Origin of the sequence: Rhodococcus sp. AW25M09, assembly GCF_000333955.1 — a bacterium.
Classification (GTDB): domain Bacteria; phylum Actinomycetota; class Actinomycetes; order Mycobacteriales; family Mycobacteriaceae; genus Rhodococcoides.
In genome coordinates this window covers 17,553-34,427 of record NZ_CAPS01000056.1, presented here as the reverse complement: position 1 = coordinate 34,427, position 16,875 = coordinate 17,553, and the positions used below count along the sequence as shown (strand labels likewise).

General features: G+C 64.7%; 17 protein-coding genes. 9 read left to right on the top strand and 8 right to left on the bottom strand.

Annotated elements, in window-relative coordinates; genetic code table 11:
• The first annotated feature begins 48 nt into the window (after positions 1–48).
• A complete protein-coding gene (locus RHODMAR_RS28665; RefSeq protein ID WP_042938733.1) occupies positions 49–1,137 on the top strand; it encodes a magnesium and cobalt transport protein CorA in 1,089 nt (362 codons plus the stop codon).
• Positions 1,138–1,277: 140 nt separating this feature from the next.
• Positions 1,278–2,249: an esterase/lipase family protein gene (locus tag RHODMAR_RS10735; protein WP_008714317.1), complete on the top strand. Its 972-nt coding sequence runs from the start codon at positions 1,278–1,280 to the stop codon at positions 2,247–2,249.
• Positions 2,250–2,255: 6 nt separating this feature from the next.
• Here the strand turns inward: RHODMAR_RS10735 and RHODMAR_RS10730 are convergent, their stop codons facing one another.
• Entirely contained in the window at positions 2,256–2,840 is a 585-nt protein-coding gene (locus RHODMAR_RS10730; RefSeq protein WP_198289430.1) for a suppressor of fused domain protein, read from the bottom strand.
• 79 nt (positions 2,841–2,919) lie between these two features.
• On the opposite strand from RHODMAR_RS10730, the gene RHODMAR_RS10725 reads away from it, so the two are divergent.
• From RHODMAR_RS10725 to RHODMAR_RS10715, 3 genes are all read left to right on the top strand, one after another.
• Positions 2,920–3,636 (top strand): metallophosphoesterase family protein, encoded by a 717-nt coding sequence (locus RHODMAR_RS10725; protein WP_042938751.1) that lies wholly within the window; start codon positions 2,920–2,922, stop codon positions 3,634–3,636.
• The gene (locus tag RHODMAR_RS10720; protein ID WP_008714311.1) at positions 3,626–4,489 is read left to right on the top strand and encodes a hypothetical protein; all 864 of its coding nucleotides are present in this window, start codon (positions 3,626–3,628) and stop codon (positions 4,487–4,489) included. Before RHODMAR_RS10725 ends, RHODMAR_RS10720 begins: the two co-directional genes overlap by 11 nt.
• Before the next feature lie 114 nt (positions 4,490–4,603).
• Positions 4,604–6,076 carry an MFS transporter gene (locus RHODMAR_RS10715; protein WP_008714309.1) on the top strand — a complete coding sequence of 491 codons (1,473 nt, stop codon included), beginning with the start codon at positions 4,604–4,606 and terminating at the stop codon, positions 6,074–6,076.
• 35 nt (positions 6,077–6,111) lie between these two features.
• Here RHODMAR_RS10715 and RHODMAR_RS10710 read toward each other — a convergent pair whose 3' ends face one another.
• The 6 genes from RHODMAR_RS10710 to RHODMAR_RS10685 all read right to left on the bottom strand — a co-directional run bounded on the left by RHODMAR_RS10710 (position 6,112) and on the right by RHODMAR_RS10685 (position 12,097).
• Positions 6,112–7,281: an ABC transporter ATP-binding protein gene (locus tag RHODMAR_RS10710; protein WP_008714307.1), complete on the bottom strand. Its 1,170-nt coding sequence runs from the start codon at positions 7,279–7,281 to the stop codon at positions 6,112–6,114.
• Positions 7,282–7,286: 5 nt separating this feature from the next.
• Positions 7,287–8,120: a carbohydrate ABC transporter permease gene (locus RHODMAR_RS10705; protein WP_008714305.1), complete on the bottom strand. Its 834-nt coding sequence runs from the start codon at positions 8,118–8,120 to the stop codon at positions 7,287–7,289.
• Entirely contained in the window at positions 8,120–9,067 is a 948-nt protein-coding gene (locus tag RHODMAR_RS10700) for a carbohydrate ABC transporter permease (RefSeq protein ID WP_008714304.1), read from the bottom strand. Before RHODMAR_RS10700 ends, RHODMAR_RS10705 begins: the two co-directional genes overlap by 1 nt.
• Positions 9,064–10,386 (bottom strand): ABC transporter substrate-binding protein, encoded by a 1,323-nt coding sequence (locus tag RHODMAR_RS10695; protein WP_008714303.1) that lies wholly within the window; start codon positions 10,384–10,386, stop codon positions 9,064–9,066. Before RHODMAR_RS10695 ends, RHODMAR_RS10700 begins: the two co-directional genes overlap by 4 nt.
• 195 nt (positions 10,387–10,581) lie before the next feature.
• Positions 10,582–11,070, bottom strand: coding sequence for a general stress protein (locus RHODMAR_RS10690; RefSeq protein WP_008714301.1), 489 nt, complete (start codon positions 11,068–11,070; stop codon positions 10,582–10,584).
• A gap of 70 nt (positions 11,071–11,140) precedes the next feature.
• Entirely contained in the window at positions 11,141–12,097 is a 957-nt protein-coding gene (locus RHODMAR_RS10685) for an HpcH/HpaI aldolase/citrate lyase family protein (protein ID WP_042938732.1), read from the bottom strand.
• Positions 12,098–12,156: 59 nt separating this feature from the next.
• Here RHODMAR_RS10685 and RHODMAR_RS10680 point away from each other — a divergent pair, with 59 nt between their 5' ends.
• The 4 genes from RHODMAR_RS10680 (at position 12,157) to RHODMAR_RS10665 (ending at position 16,201) form a co-directional block, all read left to right on the top strand.
• Positions 12,157–13,431: a magnesium transporter MgtE N-terminal domain-containing protein gene (locus tag RHODMAR_RS10680; RefSeq protein WP_008714298.1), complete on the top strand. Its 1,275-nt coding sequence runs from the start codon at positions 12,157–12,159 to the stop codon at positions 13,429–13,431.
• A 20-nt stretch (positions 13,432–13,451) separates the two neighbouring features.
• Complete coding sequence (locus tag RHODMAR_RS10675) at positions 13,452–13,982, top strand: DUF1003 domain-containing protein (protein ID WP_008714296.1); 531 nt, start codon at positions 13,452–13,454, stop codon at positions 13,980–13,982.
• Between the two features lie 172 nt (positions 13,983–14,154).
• Positions 14,155–14,979: a lytic transglycosylase domain-containing protein gene (locus RHODMAR_RS10670; protein WP_008714295.1), complete on the top strand. Its 825-nt coding sequence runs from the start codon at positions 14,155–14,157 to the stop codon at positions 14,977–14,979.
• A gap of 85 nt (positions 14,980–15,064) precedes the next feature.
• The gene (locus RHODMAR_RS10665; protein ID WP_008714292.1) at positions 15,065–16,201 is read left to right on the top strand and encodes an Mrp/NBP35 family ATP-binding protein; all 1,137 of its coding nucleotides are present in this window, start codon (positions 15,065–15,067) and stop codon (positions 16,199–16,201) included.
• A 210-nt stretch (positions 16,202–16,411) separates the two neighbouring features.
• Here RHODMAR_RS10665 and tatB read toward each other — a convergent pair whose 3' ends face one another.
• Positions 16,412–16,873, bottom strand: coding sequence for a Sec-independent protein translocase protein TatB (tatB, locus tag RHODMAR_RS10660; protein ID WP_008714291.1), 462 nt, complete (start codon positions 16,871–16,873; stop codon positions 16,412–16,414).
• Positions 16,874–16,875: the final 2 nt, after the last annotated feature.

Sequence of the window (16,875 nt, the reverse complement as noted above, 5' to 3'; positions counted from 1 at the left end):
GTTCCAGGCCCACTCCGGCGTCGTTTTGCTGGCGTACGATTGTCCGCCATGCCGTCCCTTCCGCCGCGCCCGTCGCTCCCGTCTTTGCATCGACGAGGGTCCAAGGCCGACCACGACCCGGGCCCGCGAATTCCGGTACCCACAGCTCGCGCGATCGTCGACTGCGCCGTGTACGTAGACGGCGCTCGGTTGCCCGGCAGATTCACGCACACCTCGGCCATTGCCGAGGTGCGAAGCCGTGGCGAAGGGTTCGTGTGGGTCGGTCTGCACGCACCCGACGACCATCAGATGAGTGCGATCGCCCAGACGTACGAACTGCACGAGCTGATGGTCGAGGACACCGTGCACGCACACCAGCGCCCCAAGCTCGAGCGCTACGACGACGTCGCGTTCCTCGTGCTGCGTACGGTGAAATACGTCGAACACGAGTCGGTGACGACCGCCAACGAGATCGTCGAGAGCGGCGAGATCATGGTGATGGTCGGCCGCGAGTTCGTCATCACGGTCCGGCACGGTGAGCATTCGGGGTTGGCCGGTGTGAGGCATCGCCTCGAAGCGAACCCCGAACAGCTCGCACTGGGCCCATCGGCGGTGTTGCATGCGGTGGCAGACCACGTCGTCGACGAATATCTCGCGGTGACCGACTCGATCGAGCGGGACGTCGACGGCATGGAAGAAGAGGTGTTCTCGCCCAATCACCACGTGCCGATCGAGAACATCTACCTGCTCAAGCGTGAAGTCGTCGAGCTACGCCGTTCGGTGACACCACTGTCGACGCCGTTGGCGAGGCTGGTCCAGGAACCGAGCGTCCCCAAGTCCGTGCGGCGCTACCTGCGCGACGTTCAGGATCACCACACCACGGTCGCCGAACGAATCTCCGAGTACGACGAGGTGCTCAGTTCTCTGGTCGACGCTGCGCTGGCGCGGGTGACGATGCAGCAGAACCTGGACATGCGCAAGATCTCGGCGTGGGTGGCGATCGCCGCTGTGCCCACGATGGTCGCGGGCATCTACGGGATGAACTTCGACAACATGCCCGAGTTGCACTGGACGTACGGGTACCACGTGATCGCCGCAATCGTCGCATGTGTGTGTATCGGATTGTGGCGTACGTTCCACAAGAACGATTGGCTCTAGCAGGCACGCGCGAGACTGGACGTCGTCCAACGGATTCCGACGGTTGTTGGTGATTACCCCGACCCCCTCCGGGCGGTGAGCCCCTCGGTCGGCACCGGATGAGACTGCAGAGGATCTGCACTCCCGTCCGGAAGGGATCGATGAGAATCCGCACACTGGTACTGGCCTCGGTGGTCGCCGTGCTCTGCTCGTACGCGCCGGGGGCAGCGTCGGCTCAGCCGGTTCTCGCCGATCCGGGTACCGGCCCGCCGCTGACCGTCGCGCCTGCCGAGCTCGACCGCGCGCTCACGTGCACCACCGATCTGCACGACGCCACCCGAGATCCTGTGCTGCTCACCCCGGCGTTCGCCACCGATCGGCAATCGTTCGGCTGGAACTACCTGCAGTCCCTGCCTGCCGTCGGCATTCCGGTGTGCAGCCTGTCCTTTCCCGACGAGGGCTACGGAGACCTGCAGATCTCGGCGCAGTACGTGGTGCATGCGGTTCGGACGATGGCCGCAGACAGCGGCCGCAAGGTCGTCCTGATGGGTCACCAGCACGGCCCCTTGGACGAGCTCTGGGCCTTGACCTTCTGGCCGGATCTACCTGCCCTGGTGTCGGATTTCATCTCCCTCGCCACCCCGTTCAACGGCACCGATTCGGCCCGAAACGGGTGTGCCGACTCGCAGCAGTGCCCGCCGGCGAACTGGCAGATCGCCACCGGATCGCAGTTCCTCACGGCGCTGGCCGCGCAGCCGCTACCGCAGGGTCCCAGCTACACCTCGATCTTCACCCGATTCGACGAACTCATCTATCCGCAACCGCGGGCGAGCACTCTTGCCGGAGCCGCGAACATCGCCGTCCAGGACGTCTGTCCGCTGCGGCCCGTGGAGCACTTCACCATTCTGGGCGACAACGTTGCCTACAACATCGTCCTCGATGCCCTCGATCACGACGGACCGGCAGTGCGCAAGCGCATTTCGCACAATCTGTGCTTCACCACCTCGATGCCCGACGTGCGCTTCGACTCGGACTCCGCGCCCACCGGGTCGAGCTTTCTCACTCAGGTGCCCCGGCACTTCATCGAAGATTCGGTCGCTGCCGAACCTGAGTTGGCGGCCTACGCGCGCTGACGAGCGTCAGAGGCTGGCCGCGGACCGATTCGGATCGCGTACGTCGATCCCGGCCTCGGCCCAGGCCTCGCGCAGCGCGTCGGCACCGCGCAGCCGTACCCAGGCGGCCTCGGTGCCGGTCAGGGGTACAGCGGCCAGAAAACGAACAGGATCGTAGGGCTCGGGCAGCGTCAGGTCGGCGATGTCGCTCGCGCCGAGCAGCACAGCGGTGAACGGCGCAGTGGCCCACAGCGGTTCCCCCAGGTCGAGTAGCGCATCCTCGACCAGTACGACGCCCTCCACCGCGGGCGAGGCGGCCAGCACGGCCACGCTCTTGTGCACGCCCGACGCCACACCTGCGCCGCCTTTGAGGGTCAGCACCAATTCGGCTCGGGGACCGCGCGCGGGGTCCGCGACGAGTTCGTTGGGATCGGCCATGGGGTGTCGAGAACAGCCGAGACTGACGTACCGAACCACGTCGGGGTCCGCGCCGAATCTCAGGACGTCCAGTGGCTCCAGACCGAGGAACGTCACCGACGCGGACGACGGCTGCTCGTCGCCGATCTCGGTCGCCAGATGTGTGCGTACCGCTGCTATGACACTGTCGCTCACCTGACCCATCCAACACCACCGATGTCCGAGAAGTCCGTTCGGAGGTACCACCACACCCGAGGTGGGTACCGTCGTACCCGTGGTCTCCGTTCTCGCTGTTGCCGACGAAACGATCGAATCCCTGTGGAGTCCGCAGGTGAAGTCGCTCGACGTCGACCTGATTCTCGGCGCGGGCGATCTCCCCTTCGACTACCTCGAGTACCTCACCGACGCCTTGAACGCGCCGTGCGTGTTCGTTCCGGGCAACCACGACGCCGACCTCACCGGATACTCGGCCGGCCGTGCGGGTTGGATGCGCGCCGGGCTACCCACGACCTGGCCGGGCCCGGTCGGTGCCGTCAACGTCGACCGCCGAATCGTCTCCGCGGCCGGCCTGCGTATCGCCGGTCTGGGCGGGTCTATCCGCTACAACGGCGGGCCCAACCAGTGGACCCAGCGGCAGCAACGCCGACGTTCACGCACCCTGACTCGAACGTTCGCCTGGCAACGCACCGTCCGCAAAGACCAGCGCCCCCTCGACATCCTGCTCACCCACAGTCCGCCGCTCGGCGTCGGTGACGACACCGATCCGGCGCACGTCGGCTTCGACTGTCTCGACGACGTGACGCGTCGACTGGCCCCACGGTTGTTGTTGCACGGCCACATTCATCCTCACGGCGCCACCCCGGAAGATCTGACCCTGCACGGCGCCGCGGTCATCAACACCGTCGGATACACCCTCCTCGAGATCGAACCGGGCGTCCGCACAACGGAATTCGAGGCACCGAAGATCGTGAGGCGCAGACATGGCACGTGACACCGGTTTTCCGGCCGCGGATGCGGAGAACGACTTCACTCGTCAGCGTCGACGCGCCGACGTGGCCCGCCTGGTCGGATGGCTCCGTCGTCAGCCCGACGACGTCAACACCATCCTGCCGTTCGACGAGGTGGTCACCGCCCTCGGCAAGGTGGGCGAGCGGCACCTCGGTCTGCAGGTCATTCGAGTCGAAACCATCGTCGGCAGCGTCGATCGCACCCGCGATTTCGACCGCTTCTTCCGGCCGACATCGGCGCGCATCCGTGAACGCTGGCAGCGGCTGGCGGCCGCGCAACGTCGTGGCGAGGCGATGCCACCGATCCAGGTCTATCGCATCGGTGGAATGCACTTCGTCGTCGACGGTCATCATCGAGTCTCCATCGCATTCGCGATGCACCGGACCACGATCGACGCCGTGGTCACCGAGATCATCACGCGCATCTCGCCCGAGGGCATCACTCGACCCGGCGACCTGCTGATCAAGGATCACCGCCGGATCTTCCTCAGCCGCGTGCCGTTGGTCGGCAAGGCCCGCGAGGCAGTTCAGGTCTCCGATCCTTTCGACTACGCCCAGCTCAGCGAGTCGGTGGAGGCCTGGGGGTTCCGATTGATGCAGGAGGTCGGTGAATTCGTCGACCGCGGTACCGTCGCGCGCCGCTGGTTCGGCGAGGAGTACCTGCCGGTGGTGCGCATGGTGCGCGCGGCGGAGATCCTCGAGGATCGCACCGATGCGGAGGCGTACCTCTGGATGAGCCGCGAGCGTTACCGCCTCGTTCGCGAACACGTCTGGAACGACGAGATCGTCAGCGAACTGCGACAGAAAGCTCTGGGAAGACCCACCCGGCCGCAGTGACTCCGTCCTCGCTTCCGTAGTGGACCGATGTCTGGTAACTACTTAGATGCGTTCAACACTTTTGTTCATTCGGCGCGATTGTGAACTTTGATCACGTAATGAGGTAGTTCGTCTATGTCCACCCGCCGCATTCTGCTGCCCGGACTCTGTTTCGTCGTCATGACCCTCGCCGTCCTGCAGACGATGGTCGTACCCATCGTGGGAACCATCGGCACCCAGCTCGGCGTCGGCACCACCGCAGCCGGCTGGGTACTCACGGCCAACCTTCTCGCCGCGGTGATCGCCACTCCCATCATCGGACGACTCGCCGACCTGCACGGCAAACGTCCCGTCCTCGTCGGTGTCCTGACGGTGGTGCTCGCCGGATCGCTGCTGGCCGCCATGACGGATTCACTCGTGTGGCTGCTCGCCGGTCGGGTACTGCAAGGCGTCTCGTACGCCCTGTTCCCCATCGCACTGGCCGTGCTGCGCGACGAGATGCCGCCCGCGAAACTGGTCGGGTCGATGGCAATCCTGTCCGGCACACTCGGTGTCGGCGGTGGGTTCGGACTGGTGTTGACCGGACTGCTCACTTCCAACGGCGCCGACTATCACCGGGTGTTCTGGCTCACCGTTGCCATCGTCGTCGTCGCCCTCGCCATCGCCTGGTTCGGAGTTCCCGCTCGGCCGAGAACCGCCGGCGGCTCCGTCGACTGGTGGGGTGCCGTGCTGCTCGCCGGGACACTTCTGCTTCTGTTTCTCGCACTCACACAGGGCCGCACCTGGGGGTGGGGTTCGGTTGCCACGATCGGCTGCGCCATCGCCGGCGCGCTGCTGGGAACCCTGTGGTGGGTCTTCGAGAACCGCACCGACGAACCCCTCGTCGCACCCCGGATGCTCACCCACGGGCCGTTGCTCGCCACCAACGTCGCCACGCTCTTCGTCGGCATCGGGATGTTCGTCAATTTTCTGGCCTGCTCGTTCTTCGTACAGACCCCGCGCGCCGTGGCCGGCTACGGCTTCACCGCCAACGTTCTCGAAGCGAGCGTCGTGTACCTCCTGCCCGGCGCGGCGGTGGGCGTGGTCTCAGCTGTCGTCAGCGGCCGTTTCATTCGGTCGTACGGACCTCGCCGGGTCCTCGTAGCAGGAGCCATGATCGGTCTGATCGGGTTCGTGTTCGTCGCACTCGCCCATGATCGGGCCTGGCAACTGATCACCGCCGGTATCGTCATCAACCTGTTCGTCAGCCTCGCGTTCGCTGCCCTACCCAACCTGCTCATGGCCGAGGTCAGCGCAGCGGACACCGGTGTGGCGAACAGCGTCAACTCGATCGTGCGAACCGTCGGCACCTCGATCGCGAGTGCCACACTCTCCACCGTGCTGGCCATGTTCACCATCGACGGAACGACCGTCGCCCGCGAAATCGTCTACACCGCGGCCTTCCTCACCGGTGCTGCGGCATGCGCCGTCGTCGCCCTCGCGGCCCTGGCCATCAAGAGCACCCCGCCGCATCCGGAATCGACCGTCGTTGCCGATTCCGACACGACCAGGTTCTCGCGGCCGACAACCGGTTCTGCGCTCTCACCTGTTGTGCGCGGAACTTCGTAACCCACTACGAAGTTCCGCGCACATGCGCGCAGCGCTCAGATCGTCAGGTTGGCACCCGAGGCCTGGTCGAACACCGCAACCTTCGCCGGGTCGAACCACAGTTCCACCTGACCGCCCTCGGCGGCCTTGGACTCGGCGGCAAGACGAGCGACCACCTGTGCGCCACCGAGATCGGCAATACCGGCGTCGGCGGCGAGCTCCTGAAGTTCACTCGACTCGACTCGCGCGCCCTTGAGCGTGAAGTACACGTATTTGTCGCTGCCCATCGATTCCAGCACATCGACGGTGGCGGTGAAGGTGGCCCCGCTCATCTTCTGGTACCCGTCGATCAGTGCAGCATCGTCGAAGTGCTCCGGACGGATGCCCACCACCACTTCGCGGCCCGGGTTCTTGGCCTTGATCGAATCCATCCGCTCGAGCGGAAGTTCGATATCGCCGAGCGCGGTCGACACACCGTTCGAGGTGAGCTGCCCGGGAACGAAATTCATCGAGGGCGATCCGATGAAGCCACCCACGAACAGGTTTCGCGGCTTGTCGTAGAGCTCCTGCGGAGACCCGATCTGCTGCACCAGTCCCCCGCGCAGCACCACGACGCGATCGCCGAGAGTCATGGCCTCGGTCTGATCGTGCGTGACGTACACGGTGGTGGTGCCGAGCCGCTTCTGCAGACGCGAGATCTCGGCGCGGGTCTGCACTCGCAGCTTGGCGTCGAGGTTGGACAACGGCTCGTCCATCAGGAACGCCGAGGGTGTGCGAACGATCGCACGTCCCATGGCAACTCGCTGACGCTGACCACCGGAGAGGTTCGCCGGCTTGCGGTCCAGGTGCTGACTCAGGTCGAGGATCTTGGCTGCCTCCTCGACCTTGCTGTTGATCTCGGACTTCGAGAGCTTCGCAAGAGTCAGCGGGAAGGCGATGTTCTGCCGCACCGTCATGTGCGGATACAGCGCGTAGGACTGGAACACCATCGCGATGTCGCGATCCTTCGGTGCCCGCTCGTTGACGCGCTCCCCCGCGATCCGCAGTTCACCGGAGGAGATGTCCTCGAGTCCGGCAATCATGTTGAGGGTGGTCGACTTTCCGCAGCCCGACGGCCCGACGAGAATGATGAACTCGCCGTCGGCGATGGTGATGTCGACGTCGCTGACCGCAGCTGCGCCGTCGGGGTAGAGCTTGGTGACTTTGTCGAGAACGATTTCGGCCATGACGGTTATCCCTTCACTGCGCCGGACGTCAAGCCCGCCACGATACGTCGTTGGAAGAAGAGCACGAATATGATGATCGGGATCGTGATGACGACGGCGGCCGCCGCGATCGACCCTGTGGGCTCCTCGAACTGAGAGCTACCGGTGAACTGCGAGATGGCCGCCGGGACGGTGACCGAACGCTCTGTTGCCGTCAAGGAGATGGCAAGAAGGAGGTCGTTCCAGGCGAAGATGAACACCAGGATCGATGCGGTGACGATACCCGGGGCGGCCAGCGGGGCGATGACCTTGCGGAACGCCTGCGCGGGGGTTGCGCCGTCCATCTTCGCCGCTTTTTCGAGCTCCCACGGAATCTCCCGGAAGAACGCCGAGAGGGTGTAGATCGCCAACGGCAACGCGAAGGTGATGTACGGAATGATCAGTCCCGGCCAGGTATCGAACAGTCCCAGCGAGCGGGAAATGTCGAACAACGGTGTCACCAGCGAGATCTGCGGGAACATCGCGATCAGCAGCGCTGCACCGACCAGCAGCTTCTTACCCGGAAAGTCCAGGCGAGCAACGGCATAGGCGGCCATCGTGCCGATCACCACGGCGATCACCGTGGTGATCAGTCCGATGCCGATCGAGTTCACCAATGCAGAGGTGAACTGATTGGTCGAGAAGATGCCCTTGTAGTTGTCGAAGGTGATCGAGGTAGGGATGAAGTTGCCGTCGGCGATGGTGGCCGTCGACTTGAACGAGAGGCTGATGATCCACAGCAGCGGAATCAGGGCGTAGAGCAGGACGAGGACGTTGACGACCGTCCAACCGACCTTCTTGCGAGGCGTAACAGTGGTCATTACTTGCGGCCTCCGTCGTCGGATCCCGGTGCCGAGGCACCGAACAACTTGATGAACACGAACGCGATGATCGCGACGCAGAAGAAGATCAGAATGCTGATCGCCGATCCGAGTCCGAGGTTGAACGCACCGAACAGGTTGTTGTACCCGAGAATCGACACCGATCCTGTCTCGTTGCTACCGCGAGTGAGGACGTAGATGTTGTCGAAGATGCGGAACGCATCGAGTGTGCGGAACAGCACCGCGACGAGAATCGCCGGCTTCATCAACGGGATCGTGATGCGCATCAGCCTGGTCCAGGCACCCGCTCCGTCGACCTCGGCCGCCTTGAGCAGATCGTCGGGTACCAGCGCCAGTCCTGCCAGCAGCAGCAACGCCATGAACGGCGTCGTCTTCCACACCTCGGCCAGCACGACGATCGCCAAGGAGGGGAACTGCTCGGTGAGCGGAGCACTACCGTCGGGCAACAGATTCGCGAGATAGCCCGTTCCCGGCGTCCATGCGTAGTACCAGCTGTAGGCCGCGGCGACGGTCACGATGCCGTACGGAATGAGCACCACGGTGCGAACCAGCCCACGACCGAAGATGGTGCGGTGCATGACCAGAGCCACCGCCAGGCCGAGGATGAACTCGATGATCACCGAGATGATCGTGATGCCTGCCGTGACGGAAAACGCCGTCCACCAGTAGCCGTCGGAGAGCACCGTGACGTAGTTGGAGACACCGACGAATCTTCGATCCTCGGGAAACGCGAGGTTGTACTTCTGCAGGCTGAGCCAGAACGCGTAGACGATCGGGTATCCGGTGACAGCGAGCATCAAGATCGCTGCGGGTGCGACGAGCAACAGACCCAGCCGACGTTCGGCCTTCTTGCCGTCGGAGATGTTCTTCAGTGCCGCTTGTTTGTCGTGAGCCTTCGGCTGCGGCTCGGCCGCGTGAGCACTCATGGAATCAACCCTTCGGAATTGACGGCCTTGGTGACCAGATCTGCGAGTTTGTCCACGTCGGCTACCGGATCGATGTCCTGGGGTGGGTTGAGCGCATCGGTCAGCAGAATCGAAATGCTCTGGTAGGCAGGAGATACGGGCCGCACTGCCGCCGATTGGATGGAACCGAGTACGCCCTCCCACGCGGGATAGACAGCCTGGAACTCGGGATCGTCGTAGAGACGTGCAAGTACCGGCGGCACACCACCGTTGACGGCGTTGTTGCGCTGGTTCTCCTCGTTGGTCAGGCAGGCCACCGCATCCCAGGCCAGATCCTCGTGCTGGGTGGTCTTCGCGACACCGATGTTGAATCCGCCGATGGTGACCTTCGCGGGCTCACCCGGAATGACCTCCGGATACGGCGCACTGCGGAAGACCTCGGCGATCCGCGCGTCCTGCTGATCGGCAGGCACACCGGACAGGTCCAGGAACGACACCGCGCCGGCCGCGGCGTTCTCTTTCAGGCCGGGCAACACGAAGGGGTAGTTGACCTGGAAGGCCATCCGTCCCGCTTCCATGCCGAGCCGGGCGGTTCCCTCGTCGCTCTGCGAGACCGAGGGATCGTGACCGTCCGCGGTGGCGACGCGCTTGATGATCTCCAGGGCCTTCTCGGTGGCGGCGCGGTGCTCGGGAGTGTCGTTCAGAGTCACCGTCGTTCCGTCTTCTCCGACGACCGACCCGCCTGCACTCTCGAGCAAGGTGTTGAACCAGACCATGAAGCCCTCGTACTGCTTGGCCTGGACGCCGATCTCCGCGGGCTTGCCCGCGGCCGCATTGGCCTCGGCCACGTCGATCAACTCATCCCACGTCTGCGGCGGCGCACCGCCGGGCACCACGTCCGGTCGGTACCAGAGCAATTGCGTGTTGGAGTTGAGCGGAACCGCGTACAGCTGGTCCTGCCATTCCGCCGTGGCCAGAGGGCCCTGCAGGGTGGAGCCGTCGCGCAGTTTCGCCGACAGGTCGGCCGGGACGGGCAATGCCCACCCGGCTTCGGCGAATTCGGCCGTCCACACCACGTCGAGCGTCATCAGATCCAGCGTCCGGTCGTTTCCGGCGAGACGCCGTGCGAGCTGGAGGCGCTGATCGTTGGCGCTCTTGGGGAGAGTCCACTGCTCCACGCGGTAGCGACCGTTCGAGGCGTCCGAACACACCTGTGCCGCAGCGGCGTACTGCTCTGCGCCGTCTGCGGCAGTGTAAAAACTCAGAACCGGAACCGAACTGTCGGACGAACCACACCCTGCGAGCAACGGACTCGTGACAAGAGCCGCTGCTGCCAACACCCCTATCCTCGTTGCTTTTCCACGCCTACGACCGCGATGTCTCGGCACTCTCCGCCTCCGTACGTTCGGTTACTCGCGCAGCACCCGTGACGACACTGCCGTGCACGAAAGAAACGTAACCGAACTCACTGGACTCGAGGGCGATTTGGGGCTATTCCGTTACCAGTCGGTTGCCGGATGGTCCAACCGTTGTGATCAGATCGACAGCTTGGCGAGCAGATCGCGCGCTTTCTCCGCAGTTCGAGGCTCACAGAGGACGTCGTAGCGACCCGCAACCAACTGCATGCTCGACGCGAAGTCGCGCTGTCCCTTGGTGGCCGCGTAGGGAATGGATGCCGAGATCAGTCCGAAGATGATGCCGCCACCGACACCGATGAGCAGTGCTCCGAAAATGTTCTCACTGAATATTCCGAGAACCAGACCGAGGAAGACGCCCAGCCAGGCTCCCGAAACAATGCCTCCACCAATGACTTTGGGCCATGTGAGGCGGCCGAGGACGCGCTCGACCTGCATCAGGTCGACGCCGACGATCGTGACGTCCTGCACCGAGAACTCTTCGTCGGAGAGATAGTCCACGGCGCGCTGCGCCTCGGCGTAGGTGGGATACGAGCCGATGGGCCAACCGGATGGCGGCGTCGGCAGTCCCTGCCCTGGGCGGCCGGACTGCGAGAGGGGATTGGTCATAGCTCCATTGTGCCCCGAAACGGACAACCGTCACACCCGTTGTGCCGGTTTACAGAGCCGGACGGCTCCGTCAGGACGTGGGCGGTGCGAAGGCCGTCGTGCGCGTCATCCCGGCAGCGCGCCCCTTCGCCGAGACGACGAGCGCCATCTTGCGGCTCGCCTCGTCGATCATCTCGTCGCCGAGCATCACTGCTCCGCGACCACCGCCCGCCGCGGAAGTATGGAACTCGTACGCGTCGAGAATCATCTCGGCCTTGTCGTAATCGTCCTGACGCGGCGCGAAGATCTCGTTGGCGGCCTCGATCTGCGTCGGATGCAGCACCCACTTGCCGTCGAAGCCGAGGCCCGCCGTGCGACCCGCCGCACGGCGGAAGGCGTCGAGATCGCGAATCTGCAGATAGGGGCCATCGATCGCCTGCAGTCCGTGGGTCCGTGCCGCGAGCAGAATGGTCATCAGAATGTGGTGGTAGGCGTCGCCGGTGTCGTACCCGACCGGCTGCTCGCCGACCACGAGGGTGCGCATGTTCACGCTCGCCATCAGATCTGCAGGGCCGAACACCAACGTCTGCACCCGTGGGCTCGCCGTCGCGATCTCGTCGATGTTGCGCAGACTGCGCGCGCTCTCGATCTGCGGCTCGATCCCGATGGCACCGACGTCGAGTCCGTGCGTGCGCTCGAGTTGAGTGAGCAACAGATCCAATGCCTGCACGTGCGCGGCGCACTCCACCTTCGGCAGCAGAATCGCGTCGAGATTGTGTCCTGCTCCCGAGACGACGTCGATGACGTCACCGTAGGTCCACTGCGTCGTCCAGTCGTTGACGCGAACCACCTTGAGCTGATCGCCCCAGCCATCGGAATTGAGTGCATCGACGATGCGCGCCCGAGCCTCGACCTTTGCGATCGGTGCCACGGCATCCTCGAGATCGAGGAAGATCGCGTCGGCCGGTAGGCCCTTGGCCTTGGCGATCATCTTGTCCGAACTGCCAGGAACGGCCAGCACCGATCGCCGTAGGCCCGAAGCATTCACCGGTACACAACCCCTGTCTGATTCCGACTCCGAATGGAGAAGCCTCTAACCTTGCCATCATGGCAGCACTGAGCAAGGTATTCGCGGCCAGGCTCTCCGGCCTGGGTGTCCTGGGCCCCGACGGCGAATCCATCGGACGGGTTCGCGATCTCGTCGTCTCGATGCGCGTCGGCAGAGCGCAACCGAGGGCACTGGGCCTGGTGGTCGAATTGGCAACCCGCCGAAGAATTTTCGTGCCGATGCTCCGGGTGACCAGCATCGAGCCCAACTCGGTTCAACTCACCACCGGCAATGTCAGTCTGCGTCGATTCACCCAGCGCGCGAACGAAATTCTGGTGTTCGCGCAGATCCTCGACTCCAAGGTGCGCGTCGACGACCCCGAGCTCGAGGAGCTGCACGACGCCGACTCCATCGTCGTCGACCTCGGTATCGAACTCACCCGAACCAGGGACTGGGTGGTCGCGCGGGTGGCGGTACGCAAGCAACGACAGCGCCTGGCACGGCGCGGCGCGATCCATGTCGTGGACTGGCAGCACGTGCAAGGGCTCACCCAGAACGAGCTCTCGATGCCCGATCAGGGTGTGGCGCAGCTGCTCATGCAATTCGAGGACCTGCGCGCAGCCGACGTCGCCAACGCGATGCGCGAACTGCCGGTCAAACGACGCATGGAAGTGGCGAGAGCCCTCGACGACGAGCGCCTCGCCGACGTCGTCCAGGAACTACCCGACGACGATCAGGTGGAGTTGATGCATTATCTCGGCGTGGACCGCGGTGCCGACGTCCTCGAGGCCATGGACCCGGACGACGCCGCCGACCTGCTGGGCGAGCTGCCCGAGACCGAAGCGGAATCCCTTCTGCGACTGATGGATCCGGAGGACTCCGCGCCTGTTCGTCGCCTGCTCGAACACTCTCCCGACACCGCGGGTGGTCTGATGACCCCCGAACCCGTCGTACTGACCGCGTCGACGACGGTGGCCGAGGCTCTGGCCCGGGTACGCAACCCCGATCTGACTCCTGCGCTCGCCTCGCTGGTGTTCGTGGTGCGGCCACCGACCGCGACACCGACCGGGCCGTACCTGGGCTGTGTCCACTTGCAGCAACTGTTGCGAGAACCCCCGGCGAGCCTGGTCGGCGGAGTGATGGACAGCGCGCTGCCGCGGTTGTCCCCCGAGGACAGCCTCACCGCCGTGACGCGATACTTCGCGACGTACAACCTCGTCTGCGGCCCAGTGGTCGACGATGAAGATCACCTGGTCGGAGCCGTGACCGTGGACGACGTCCTCGATCATCTGCTCCCCCAGGACTGGCGAGATCAGGAAGTGGCCGGACAGTGAAAGAATCAGCACGCCAGAGAATGGACACCCCGCGCGGATCGCGGATGTTCAACGTCAGCCTCGACGTCGACCTCGGCAAGTCGGGAGAGAAGGCCGCGCGGTTCCTCGGCACCGGCCGTTACCTGGCGATTCAGACGGCCATCGTCATCGTCTGGATCTTCCTCAACGTCGTTGCCATCAACCTGCAGTGGGACCCGTATCCCTTCATCCTGCTCAACCTGGCGTTCTCGACCCAGGCAGCCTACGCCGCACCGCTGATCCTGCTCGCTCAGAATCGGCAGGACGACCGCGACCGCGTCTCCCTCGAGGAGGACCGCTCCCGCGCCCAGCAGACCAAGGCGGACACCGAGTTCCTCGCTCGCGAGCTGGCGGCGTTGCGCATCGCCGTCGGCGAGGTCGCTACCCGCGACTACCTTCGACGCGAACTCGACGAGATCAAAGCACTGCTGGAAACGGCGACCGGTCAGCCACCGAGCACCCCGAAAAAAGCACGCAAGAAGGCTGCTGCGCGGCTGGCGGACGACACGGCATCGGACAGCGACCCGCTGTAATTCGAGTACCGCTCACGCCCGATAACAGCCCGGTAACGGAACAGTCTCGAATCAGGTACCCTCGATCCCGGTCAGCAGGTCGGACCCCGGAGCTCATCCGGGGAAATCAGGAGGTACAGCTCGCGTGGGTCGTCACAGAAAAGCATCGACTTCCAAGGTTCGGCGGAATTCGATGATTGCTCTGGCAGGACTCGTCCCCGCAGGACTTGTCACCGCGGCCACCAGCGCCGGAGCCGCGGAATACATTCCGTTCGTCAGCGCCAAGACCGCGCCGGCCGCGCAGGAATCGAACTCTGTGGTCGAAACTCCGCAGCCGATCGCCCAGGATCAGCAGGCGCAGCCGGTCGCCCAGGCCGAGCTTCCGGTGCCGGTTCCGGTCCCCGCGCCCGCCCCGGCTCCCGAGATCCCGCCCACACCGGAGCTCCCCACCAATCTCGCCGTCAGCCCCATCGCGATTCCGGTCGTCAACGTCTCCGCATACAAGAATGCCGAGCGAATCCTGGCCCAGCAGCAACCGGGCTGCGGCATAAGTTGGACCGTCATCGCCGGTATCGGCCGCGTCGAATCGACCCACGCCAACAACGGCAAGGTCGACGACTCGGGCGAATTGCACGAGCCCATCCTCGGCCCGCGTCTGAACGGCACCCTCGCCGGCAACCAGGTGATCCCCGACACCGACGGCGGAGCGCTGGACGGTGACGCCGAATACGATCGCGCCGTCGGACCCATGCAGTTCCTACCGTCCACCTGGAACCTCTACCACGCCGACGGCAACGGCGACGGGGTCTCGGACCCACAGAACCTGTACGACGCAGCGCTGGCCACCGGCATGTACCTCTGCGACGACGGCACCAACATGCGCGACCTCGGATCCACCACGAAAGCGATCCTGCGCTACAACAACTCGATGGCCTACGTGGCGAACGTGCTCGCGTGGTCTGCCGGATACGCCACCGGCATCGTGCCGACCTCGGACCAGCTGCCGCGCATTCACTGATCGGAGGCTGCACTGCAGTCGACTCAGCACCGAACGGGCTGCCCTGCTGTTCATCGGGACCCAGCGCACCGCCTAGCATGAAGCCATGGCTGTACTGACCGAATCCGACGTTCGGACCGCGCTCGCGAAAGTGATCGACCCGGAGATCCGCAAACCCATCACCGACCTCGGGATGGTCAAGAGCGTAGACATCTCCGACGACGGATCGGTCGGCGTGGGTATCTACCTCACCACCTCCGGCTGCCCGATGAAGACCGAGATCAGCGATCGTGTGAAGAACGCAGTCGCCGACGTCGCCGGAGTCGGCACCGTCTCGGTCGAACTCGACGTGATGAACGACGAGCAGCGCACCGAGCTCCGCAAGTCTCTGCGCGGCGATTCCGCCGAACCGATCATCCCGTTCGCGCAACCCGGGTCCCTCACGCGCGTGTACGCGGTGGCGTCGGGCAAGGGCGGCGTCGGTAAGTCCAGTGTGACCGTCAACCTCGCAGCATCACTGACCGCTCGCGGACTGTCGGTGGGAGTGCTCGACGCCGACATCTACGGCCATTCCGTGCCCCGCATGCTCGGCAACGATGCGCGGCCGACACAGGTCGAGAAGATGATCATGCCGCCGCAGGCGCACGGGGTGAAGTTCATCTCGATCGCTCAGTTCACCCAGGGCAACACCCCGGTGGTGTGGCGCGGACCGATGTTGCACCGCGCCCTGCAGCAGTTCCTCGCCGACGTCTTCTGGGGCGATCTGGACGTGCTGCTGCTCGACCTCCCGCCCGGCACCGGCGACGTGGCAATCTCCGTCGCGCAACTCATTCCGAGCGCCGAGATCCTGGTGGTCACCACTCCGCAGCAGGCCGCGGCCGAGGTAGCCGAGCGTGCCGGAGCAATCGCGCTGCAGACGCGCCAGCGCGTGGCAGGCGTCGTGGAGAACATGTCGTGGCTCGAACTCCCCGACGGCACCCGCATGGACATCTTCGGATCCGGTGGCGGTCAGGATGTGTCGGACAGACTGACCAAGGCGGTGGGTGCCAGCGTCCCACTGCTGGGCCAGATTCCCCTCGACACCGCCGTCCGAGAGGGTGGCGATGCCGGTATGCCGATCGTCTTGAGCGACCCGGAGTCGCCTGCGGCTCTGGCACTGGAGGCAGTGGCGGCGAAGTTGGCAGTACGCGAGCGTGGCCTGGTCGGGATGTCGCTCGGAATCGACTCGGCCCGCACGCTCTAGAACCGACTCGACCACCCCGACTTCGTCGGCTCTCCCCCGCCCGGGTCAATGGACCAGTGCACGACTCAGACGTATCCAATGGTCCATTCACGCATCAGCTAGGTCCGCGTGAATGGACCATCGAACCGCCGAGACGCATGCAATGGTCCATTCACGCGATAGTGGTGTGGCCACGGAACGGGTGGGGCCGGGCCGGACGAAAGAGTGCGACTACGTGGCGTCGGCGTCGATCGGAGGAGTGTCGCCTGCAGCAAGTTTCGGCTCGTTCTTGCTCATGGATACCGCGCCTGACCCCGGAGCCGGAGGAACGCCGTTCTGCGGCGTGGGTCCGCCGACGTTCTTGGGTTTGGTGTCGAAGGGCTTGCCCTTGAACGTGTCGTCCAGAGGATTCTTGAAGATCGAATCGTCGCCGTCGAGCAGATGCTTGGTGATCACTGCGCGCGGGGTCATTCCGCGGAGTTGGTTGAGATCGGCGAGCGGTTTGCGCAGATCCTCGAAGTCGGTACCCAGCTCTTCCTTGAGCTGCTGACTTGCGCCGTTGGCGTAGTCCTTGACCTGGCGGATGGACTTGGACACCCAGCTGATCGCGCCGGGGAGGCGATCCGGGCCGAGGATGACCAGAGCTGCTACGAGGAGTATTACGAGCTCTCCCCAACCGATGTTGCCGAACACGC

Coding starts and splice junctions, on each gene's coding strand:
- RHODMAR_RS10735 (WP_008714317.1), top strand. CDS start 1,278: ATGAGAATCCGCACACTGGTACTGGCCTCGGTGGTCGCCGTGCTCTGC.
- RHODMAR_RS10670 (WP_008714295.1), top strand. CDS start 14,155: ATGATTGCTCTGGCAGGACTCGTCCCCGCAGGACTTGTCACCGCGGCC.
- RHODMAR_RS10690 (WP_008714301.1), bottom strand. CDS start 11,070: ATGACCAATCCCCTCTCGCAGTCCGGCCGCCCAGGGCAGGGACTGCCG.
- RHODMAR_RS10705 (WP_008714305.1), bottom strand. CDS start 8,120: ATGACCACTGTTACGCCTCGCAAGAAGGTCGGTTGGACGGTCGTCAAC.
- RHODMAR_RS28665 (WP_042938733.1), top strand. CDS start 49: ATGCCGTCCCTTCCGCCGCGCCCGTCGCTCCCGTCTTTGCATCGACGA.
- RHODMAR_RS10720 (WP_008714311.1), top strand. CDS start 3,626: ATGGCACGTGACACCGGTTTTCCGGCCGCGGATGCGGAGAACGACTTC.
- RHODMAR_RS10680 (WP_008714298.1), top strand. CDS start 12,157: ATGGCAGCACTGAGCAAGGTATTCGCGGCCAGGCTCTCCGGCCTGGGT.
- RHODMAR_RS10665 (WP_008714292.1), top strand. CDS start 15,065: ATGGCTGTACTGACCGAATCCGACGTTCGGACCGCGCTCGCGAAAGTG.
- RHODMAR_RS10675 (WP_008714296.1), top strand. CDS start 13,452: ATGGACACCCCGCGCGGATCGCGGATGTTCAACGTCAGCCTCGACGTC.
- RHODMAR_RS10710 (WP_008714307.1), bottom strand. CDS start 7,281: ATGGCCGAAATCGTTCTCGACAAAGTCACCAAGCTCTACCCCGACGGC.
- RHODMAR_RS10715 (WP_008714309.1), top strand. CDS start 4,604: ATGTCCACCCGCCGCATTCTGCTGCCCGGACTCTGTTTCGTCGTCATG.
- RHODMAR_RS10700 (WP_008714304.1), bottom strand. CDS start 9,067: ATGAGTGCTCACGCGGCCGAGCCGCAGCCGAAGGCTCACGACAAACAA.